At 46.5% G+C, this 9,057-nt stretch carries 4 protein-coding genes; 1 reads left to right on the plus strand and 3 read right to left on the minus strand.

The window, feature by feature from the left end:
• Positions 1-218: 218 nt before the first annotated feature.
• Entirely contained in the window at positions 219-1,118 is a 900-nt protein-coding gene (locus QUB13_RS29940; protein ID WP_333388614.1) for an ROK family protein, read from the minus strand.
• 155 nt (positions 1,119-1,273) lie between these two features.
• A complete protein-coding gene (locus tag QUB13_RS29945; RefSeq protein ID WP_333388617.1) occupies positions 1,274-1,804 on the minus strand; it encodes a hypothetical protein in 531 nt (176 codons plus the stop codon).
• 331 nt (positions 1,805-2,135) lie between these two features.
• Between QUB13_RS29945 and QUB13_RS29950 the strand changes: the two genes are divergently transcribed.
• Entirely contained in the window at positions 2,136-3,545 is a 1,410-nt protein-coding gene (locus tag QUB13_RS29950) for an adenylate/guanylate cyclase domain-containing protein (RefSeq protein ID WP_333388619.1), read from the plus strand.
• Between the two features lie 739 nt (positions 3,546-4,284).
• On the opposite strand, the gene QUB13_RS29955 is transcribed toward QUB13_RS29950, so the two are convergent.
• Positions 4,285-8,505 carry a chemotaxis protein CheB gene (locus QUB13_RS29955; protein ID WP_333388622.1) on the minus strand — a complete coding sequence of 1,407 codons (4,221 nt, stop codon included), beginning with the start codon at positions 8,503-8,505 and terminating at the stop codon, positions 4,285-4,287.
• Positions 8,506-9,057 lie beyond the last annotated feature (552 nt).

Here is a 9,057-nt window from a genome sequence, read left to right on the forward strand (position 1 = left end):
ATGGTTATTAAATGGGATCGAAAAATCAAAAATAAAGGCAATGCTATTTTATCCGGTTTAGCTGCGTAGCAGCTTAGTTGTTAGTTGTTATATCAAATCCTCTCTTCATCGAAATAACAAATAACAGTTAACAGTTAACAAATAACAAATAACAAATAACCAATAACAGTCAACAGTCAACATCATGTATAAGTACAACCAAAATTGATATTAGTCAATCAGTTATTAGTCATTAAAGCTAGCTGCCAAGCTAATTTTGCTGCGCCTGCCATACCTGCTTGATTGCCCAATTTGGCAAGCAATAATTGCAAATTTTCGCGAGAACTAGGTAGCACCCGCCGCTCAATTTCGGCTCTAACCGCAGGCAAGAAAAACTCTGCACCCGCACTAATTCCACCGCCGATAATAATAGCTTCCGGTGTTAAAACATAAATCAGACTTGCTAAACCGATACCGAGATAGCGCCCGTAATTTTGCCAATATTCTAAAGCTTTCGCATCTCCCGACTTAGCTAAGTTTGCTAATTCTAGGGGTTCTAAACCCGTTTCGCGGCGAATTGCTTGTACGGAAACGTATTGTTCTAAAGAACCGCGATTGCCGCTGTTGCACTCCGGGCCGTCGGGATTGATGGCAATTAATCCTAACTCTCCAGCCGCGCCTAGATGACCTGTAAATAGTTTGCCATCGAGGATAACTGCACCGCCGACTCCTGTTCCTAATGTTAGCAATATGAGGTTTTTAAAGTGCTTTCCTGCACCTAACCAAGCTTCTCCCAATCCGGCACAGTTCGCGTCATTTGCTAATATTGTTGGCAGTCTGGTTTTGGCTTCCAACCAGTCAGCTAGGGGGACGTTATGCCAATTTTTGAGGTTAATTGCGACTCTGGCTATTCTGCCGGCGGCGTCTGCTGGGCCTGGTGTGCCGATGCCGATCGCACTTACAGCATTTTCGGCAGGATTTAGTTGTAAAATAGCATCGGTGAGGGCAGCTAAGACGGCTTCTGGAGTTGCGGGTTGAGGAGTCGGAACTGTTAAGGATTGGTGACAAACACCATCTTCGCTAAATCTGCCGAGTTTAATTGCGGTGCCGCCTAAGTCGATGCCGATTACTTGTATCATGAGGATTTGAGTTTGTAGTGAGGACTTCAGTTTTGTTTAGTCCTATTTGAGTGCGTGAAAATTACCGACGGAAGCGGCGCTTAATTGCTAAGAATATCATGCCGATCGCCCAACTCGACCAAAATGCTAGATATAGGCAAGTTCGGCCATTCAATTCACCCGGGCACACCTGACGCGCCGCTGCGATTCCCATCCCCAGAAAAACCTAAACCATTCCCAACAAACACCGCCTCAATCACATTCCCATATCCAACATCATCCTCAACCACCGGTAGCGGAAATCGCGTCAAAATCTCCCGCCCAATATCCCCCGCCACCTGCGACAATTCCCCGCTACCCATTCTACCAAACAAACCCAGCCTGCGCGCCAATTCCTGCAGCGAAGCCACCGCATCCGCAGGGGCGGTGGATGATGCGTGCGTCTCCTCCTCAAACAATCGAGTTCCAAACCGTCGCAACCAACCAGCCAATTCACTATCTTTAAGCCGTTTTGCGATTAAAAATCCCGCGACATCCCCTCGACTCCAGCCAGCATTTACCCCTTCCAGAATTTCCATAAATTTCGATTCGTATTCCGCGTCTGTGAGGGTGGGGCGGATGGGGGTATTTTGGGGTTTTGGTGGGGGTGTGGTGCCCAATAGGCGCTGAATTAGTTGTTTGAGGAATTGCCAAATTTTGTTTAGCATTTGTGGTATAGGGATGGGTGGGATATTTGCTATTTTAGTCTGGTTTCAATCGAGAGCCTCTGGGGCTGCATTGTTGTTTGAAACTAAGATTAATATAATATATTCCTGAAGACAGATGCAGCGATCGCTCTTTTGTAACAACTGACGCATCCTTCTGCCTAAAGAAACATCGCCTTTAGACTGCTAATTTGTTAAGATTTATACACAGGTCAGGGACAGCTACACAGGTGCAAATTTATCAGAATTGTCAGGGAAGAACAAAGCAGACGAAGAAATTATCCCAGAAAATGCTTAAAAATTTCTTGCCCTGACGCTCAAAGGCAAGCAAATCGTGAATATCGAATTATTAACAGAAAAACTAGAACAACTTAAACAACGTTCCAATTCTAGCAAAGGAACGATCGACCAAATCGAAAACTGGTTAATCGGTTCCCACATTTTGCAGAGATTGCGGATTAATCCTTACTACGTAGCCGGCGATACTGTCAAGAATGTTAAAAGAATTACTTCAGAATTTCTGCACGGGGTAAAAGCAGGCACTTTTGACCTGCACTGGGACATTCACTGCCCGCACTGCAACATGATAGCAGACGAATTCAAGGATTTGGCAGACGCATCGGAAATGTCTTTTTGCCCGATGTGCGATCGCGAGTTTAACATTGATTTGCTCGATCGCGTCGAAGTTACGTTTTCCCTCAACAAAGAAATCGAAGACCCGAAACTGCGCCCCGTCTGTGCTCCCCCTCCCGTACTTCAGAACAAACTGCAACTGATAACACCTTTATGCTGCTGTGCATCCGAAATAATTATCTTAGAAAGCGGTCAATATCGGTACTGCTGTCCCCTCACCTTAGCTAAAGGAATTTTAAAAGTAGAAGGCGAAGCCACAGAAGAAATACAAGAAATTAAAATCAAGCAGTTAACGGGGCCAGATTTTGACAAACAAAAGCTGACTGTGCGTCCGGGAAAAGTTAAAATCGAACTAACTAATACCGAGCACAATTTGTCCGGGCTGATTTTGCATCCCGATGAATTGCCCGAAGAATTGACATTAGAACAACTGCCCCTGCGACTGTCAGGAATGCAACTGCTTCACCACCCAGATTACAAGCGTTTGTTCGGCGAAGCAGCGATATCGGAAAGAGAGCGAGTCAAGATTCGCGCGATTACTATTATGTTTACCGATATTACTGGTTCTACCAGAATGTACGAAACCCTAGGAGATACTAAAGCATACAATATTGTGCGCGATCATTTTGAAATTTTATTTGAGTCGGTAGAGCAATTTGGCGGCAAAGTCATTAAAACCATCGGCGATGCCCTTATGGCTTCTTTTATCAGCAACGAAGAAGCAATTATGGCGGCTGCTGCTGCTGTCGCCAGTTTCAGAAAGTACAACTCTACTCGCCCGCCTGCAGAGTGGATTCGTGTTAGCGTGGGCATTCACCGAGGGACGGCTTTGCTGGTAAATCTCAATAATGCGATCGACTATTTCGGCTCTACAGTCAACAAAGCGGCTCGCATTCAAAATCTTTCTAAAAGTGACGAAGTTTCGTTTTCCGAAGAAGTTTATCACGACCAAGCATTTTTGACAGCCTTAAAAGCTACAGGTGTGTCGGAAATTCACAAACGTGTTGAAGATTTAAAGGGAATACAAGGCCCACAAATCGCTTATACGGCGAGGATTAACACGGAATCTGTTATCGCTTTGGCTGCTGAACTAATCGCTGAAAAAAACTAATTCATGAAGGGACGAATATATTGGTTTGTAGGCTCTTTGTGGGAACCACTTAGCAATGAAAATTTAATAACTTAAGCGATTATATCGTTTCCGGTAGCATCGTCAGGTGATTTAACCGCAGAGGGCGCAGAGAACACAGAGGAAGACAAGAGAGAGATGAATACAGAACTATGAAGCGCGGATTTGATCTGACTCGATTTTATAATTCCGATGCTACCGGATTTGATATTACTCGTTACCAGGAACAGCCTGGTAACGATTAGTATGCTCAATGCCCAATCCCTCCGCTTCGCTCCGCCCAATGCCCAATGCCCTGTTTGGCCAATGCCCGATAGTACCTCATCTTTCTGAGAAAGGCTATAGAACAATACGGTTCACTTAACATATTTATGCCCCGGAGATCCCCCTCGCATCCCCATTAGGTCGGGGGACTTTGAGAGCATTCTTGTCCCACCCCCTACTCCCCTTCTTAAGGAGGCAGGGTGGTTTTATTGTGGGGAGAAGAAATCTGAAACGACAGAAAGCACCGCTCAAAGCTCGCGTCTGGGACGCAAGTGTTATATTAATAAAGGTACGTAGTTGGGCTTTAGCCCTCTTTATATATACGTCTAAAGAGGGCTAAAGCCCAATTACGTACCTATTTCTAGGATGACAATAAAACCACCCTGCTTCTTAAGGGGTGTGCCAGGGAGATCGTCTTAAGTAAACCGTATTGGGCTATATATTAGATCAAAAGTATTTAACATCGTCCTACTAAATTAGCAACAATTAATGCTAGTTCAACGGGTTTCACAGGCTTAGTAATATGCCTTTGAAAACCTGCCTCGATCGCCTTTTTGCGTTCGGGCTTGCTCGCATAGGCAGTCAGCGCAATGGCTGGGATTTGTCCTCCGGCTGCCTCAGCAAGAGCTCGCACTTCTCGAATCAAGAAATACCCATCTTCCTCCGGCATGGCGATATCGGAGATCAGCACGTCGTATTTGCCGGGATTTTCAGTCAAAGCAGCCATCGCACTTCTGGCAGATGCAACTGTCACAACCTCCGCCCCGTAGCTTTCGAGCACAAATTCCAATAACTCGCGGGTATCGATGCGATCGTCTACAGCTAAAATGTGCAAGCCTTCGAGAGAAGGGACGGTATCGCTAGATGCGTCGCCTGAACCTGCAGCCAATACAGTTGGTGGGAAATCGATCGCCCCTGTCAACACTTCAGCCGAGTCTGGCAAAGGCAATCTCACAGTTATTGTAGTTCCCTGTCCCTCCCCCGGACTCTCGGCGAGCACGATTCCCCCGTGCAATTGCACCAGATTGTAGACGATCGACAAACCCAATCCCAGCCCTTGATTCGTCTTAATGCTGCTAGAATCTCCTTGGCGGAAGCGATCGAAAATATGCGGTAACAACTCCGGCGCAATGCCTTTTCCCGTGTCAGTAACTCGAAGTTGAGCGCGAAGCTCGATCGGCTCCAAGGAAACTTCCACTCGTCCCTCCGGTGGAGTAAACTTAATCGCATTAGACAGAATATTCCACACAACTTGCTGCAAGCGATCGGCATCGCCTAAAACAGTTATAGAAGTCAACTCCGAAACAATTTCAATGTTTTTGGTATCCGCTGATAGTTGAACCCCGTCGAGCGCAGCTTGCACCACTAACTGCAGATCCATCGGACTGGTATCGAGAACGAGCTTGTTGCCAGTAATCCGCGAAATATCCAGGATATCTTCGATTAACTGAGCTTGCGCCAGCGCGCTCCGCTCGATCACCTCTAGAGCGCGATCCGCGACGGCTTCCTTCAGCTTCCCGCTACGCAGCAGCTTCGCCCACCCCAGGATCGGAGTCAGGGGATTGCGGAGTTCGTGGGAGAGATTCGCCAGAAATTCGTCTTTAGTGCGGTTAGCAATTTCTGCTTCTTGGCGGGCAAACTGTTCCTGTTCCAATAACTGCGATCGCTCTGTCTCAAACTGCTTGCGAGCAGTGATATCCTCCAAAGACAGCAAAATCATTAAAGCTTGGTCTTCTCGTTCAAGTTTGCAAGCATTCAGCAGCATAGTTTTGGAGCCGATATTCTCAAAGAAATGAGTCAACTCAAAGTTTTGAAGCTGAACATCGCTCACCAGAATATCTTCCAGAATCCATCGCAATTGCGGGATATTCCACTGCCCGTTTCCTAGCTCAAACAGCGAAGATTGCGCTGTTTCTGAGGATAAAACCTGAAACGTTTCATAGAACGATCGATTTGCTTTGTGCACTCGGAAATCAGCATCTAGCGTGACTAAAGGCGTTTGCACAGTTTCCACAATAGCTTCAGCGTAGTTGCGCGCCTCCTCCAAAGTTCTGGCACTGCGTTTTAGAGCATCAATATCGATCAAAACCATCACCACGCCCTCAATCTGGTTTTCCGTGGTGCGGTAAGGGCGAATGCGGAGGTTGTACCAATATCCCGACAAAGTTTTAACTTCTCGTTCTTGCGTCTGGAGAGTATCAATTACCTCCAAAATCATCTGTTCCAAGTCAGGAACATCAAGAGTCGATCGGATGTCGCTAAAGGGTCGTCCAATATCTGTGATAATTAGATTAAAAAGTTTCTGCGCCGTGGGCGTAAATCGTCGAATTTCTAAATTGTTTGCCAGCATTAAAACTGGGATATTGATACTAGCAAGCAAGTTTGTCAAATCGTTATTGACCAGGCTTTGTTCGAGATTTCGGCTGCGAAGTTCCTCGTTAGTGGTGGTGAGTTCCTCGTTAGTAGCTTGAATCTCTTCTTTAGCAGTTTCTAGTTCCTCGTTGATGCTTTGCAGTTCCTCATTGCTGGAGAGGACTTCTTCATTGGCAACTTTGAGGTCTTGGTTGAGATTTTCCTGCTCTTGGATTAGCGAGTGCAGGTGCGATCGCGCCGCAAGTTTTTCTTGGTTAGCGGCGGCAAGCGCCTGCGTCAGCCGCTCATTTTCCGGATCGGAATCACCTCGATCGCCATTTTGGGCGGTGACGGTGGAAAAGTCGCTCGCGGGGGCTAAAACTTCTTCAAACAGCACCAAAAAATAGCGTGCTGCGGTGGTGCGCGACTGGAACGGCACCACCTGAAGATTCACCGCAGACGATCGCCCGCCCCATTCAACCAATACCCTTTCTTTCCTAACAGTCGCGTTCTGCGTTTGTGCCTGAAAAATTGCGGTGCGAAGATCCACAAGCAAGCCTCCCCTTGCCATTGTCAGCAAGTTTAAGTCCGGCGTTCCGGCTACCACTCTAAAGTAAGGATCGATATCTCCCCGCACTTGCAGGATTTTCATCTGCTCGTTAACAAGCACGCTGGCTGGGGCGTAGCGATTCAAAATCAGTTGGTCAGTTTCGCGTTCTAAGTCAAAATTATCGATCGAATTTTCTTCATTCATTCTCTGTTCTAGAGCAGCTTTAACGACGGGATAGGAACTCGGCGCGAACGAAAATGTGGGACGAGTCGCCGTCAAGTTTTTGGCATAAATTTTAGACTTTTTATCGACAGAAGTAAACAAATATGAAAATTTCCCCGTACTTTCAGAACTGCCTAACAACAGAAAGCCTGCTGCGTTGAGACTGTAATGAAAAATCGGCATCACTTTTTTTTGCAGCGACTCTCCCAAATAGATCAGCACATTGCGGCAGCTAACTAAATCGAGATTGGAAAAAGGCGGGTCGCTGCTTAAGTCTTGTCGCGCAAATACACACAGTTCGCGGACTGCTTTGCAGATTCTATAACTACCTCCTTCTTCGGCGCGAATAAAGAAGCGAGTACGGCGTTCTGGTGAAACGTCTACCATCTGGTTTTCTGAGTAGGTGGCAGACCTCGCTTTGCCGATCGCCGTCTCGCTGATATCTGTAGCAAAAATCTGAATCGGCATAACTCGATCGCCCAAAAACTCTAACAAGCAAATGGCGATCGAATAAACTTCTTCACCAGTAGAACATCCCGCCACCCAAATCCGAATCGGAGCTTCTGGAGATTTATTTTGGGTAATGCTGGGGAAAACCAGCTCTTTTAAATTTTCAAAGGCTTCGGGATCGCGGAAGAAACTGGTAACGTGGATCAAGATTTCTTCATACAAAGCTGTGACTTCAGGCGCATTTTGTCGCAGGTATTCGGCATAATCATCCAGGTTTTCGAGCTTGTACAATACCATCCGCCGCTGGATGCGCCTCGCGATCGTTGTGGGTTTGTAGTGGCTAAAATCAACGCCTGCGGTTGATTTTAGCAGGGCAAAAATAGTTGCCAGGGCATCTCCCGGTTCGGGCGATTCTTCAACTTTTGCTAGGGAAATTGTGGAAGTTAGAAGGTGACTGCGACTATAGTTTGCCAGTTCCTCGGCAATTTTTTCCGGCGGCAAAACAAAATCGACATTCCCTGTAGCGACAGCGGTATTCGGCATACTATCAAATTTTGCCGTGTCTTGACACTGAGCAAAAGTCATGCCCCCGGCTGCTTTGATTGCCTTGAGCCCCAGCGAACCGTCTCCGTCTCCCCCGGATAATACTACAGCGATCGCCTTGTGGCCGCGATCGATCGCCAATGAGGTAAAAAACGCATCTCCCGGCATATATTTGCCATAAATCTTCTCGCGCGGGGATAGTTGCAGCACGCCTTTACACAGCACCATCTTGGTGTTGGGCGGAATAATGTAGACTTGATTCGGCTCTACAGCCATGCCGTCTTTTACCTCACTAACAGGCATTTTCGTCTGTCTGGCGAGAATCTCGGTTAGCAGACTTTTGTGATCCGGGGCTAAATGCTGAATCAGCACAAACGCCATACCCGTATCTACCGGCAAATGGCTGAGTAGCCCCGTGAAAGCTTCGAGTCCTCCTGCTGAGGCGGCAATCCCCACAATCGGAAAGGGGGCTTCAGTTTCGGCTAATTGTTGGCTGTCGAGGGCGGCTGGGGCGATCGATTCTGCTGGTTTAATTTCAGGGGAAGATTGATTAGAAGTCATGATGTGAATTCCGGGACTTCAGCTAATCAGTAGCATACATATTTTGTAAGCCGACCACTGAGTAATTTTTACTATTTTTATTTTAACTTAAATTGTCGGCATTCTCCCGCTTTATTAAGGATTGAGGAGGTATTTATAACTATTAGACCTTTTGCAAAAGTCAAATTTACCCCCCTTAGTCCCCCCTTATTAAGGGGAGAAATAAGAATAATCTTGCTCCCTCTCCTTAATAAGGGGAGGGTTGGGGTGGGGTGCTTTGGATTTTTGCAAGAGTTAGTTCTATTACACACCTCCAAAACTTCTGATTTGCGATCGATATTATTAGGCTTTGGGCTTTCTTTTTCCTAATTATTGGAAATGTCTGTGACCTATGAGCGCGATCCGATCGCTCTATCTGCTATTGTGCGAGACGATAGCGCCATAGTTAGTTAAGGAAAAGCGATCGTCCTAGTCCCCGGTGATGCCGGGAGAAACCCAGGGTGGATTAATTGTCATCCTAGAAATAGGTACGTAATTGGGCTTTAGCCCTCTTTAGACGTATATATAAAGAGG

Source organism: Microcoleus sp. B4-D4 (assembly GCF_036705185.1).
In the GTDB taxonomy this organism is placed as follows: Bacteria; Cyanobacteriota; Cyanobacteriia; order Cyanobacteriales; family Microcoleaceae; genus Microcoleus.

Bases quoted from the DNA above. Each gene is read 5' to 3' on its own strand.
- QUB13_RS29955 (WP_333388622.1), bottom strand. From the start codon at position 8,505: ATGACTTCTAATCAATCTTCCCCTGAAATTAAACCAGCAGAATCGATC.
- QUB13_RS29940 (WP_333388614.1), bottom strand. From the start codon at position 1,118: ATGATACAAGTAATCGGCATCGACTTAGGCGGCACCGCAATTAAACTC.
- QUB13_RS29945 (WP_333388617.1), bottom strand. From the start codon at position 1,804: ATGCTAAACAAAATTTGGCAATTCCTCAAACAACTAATTCAGCGCCTA.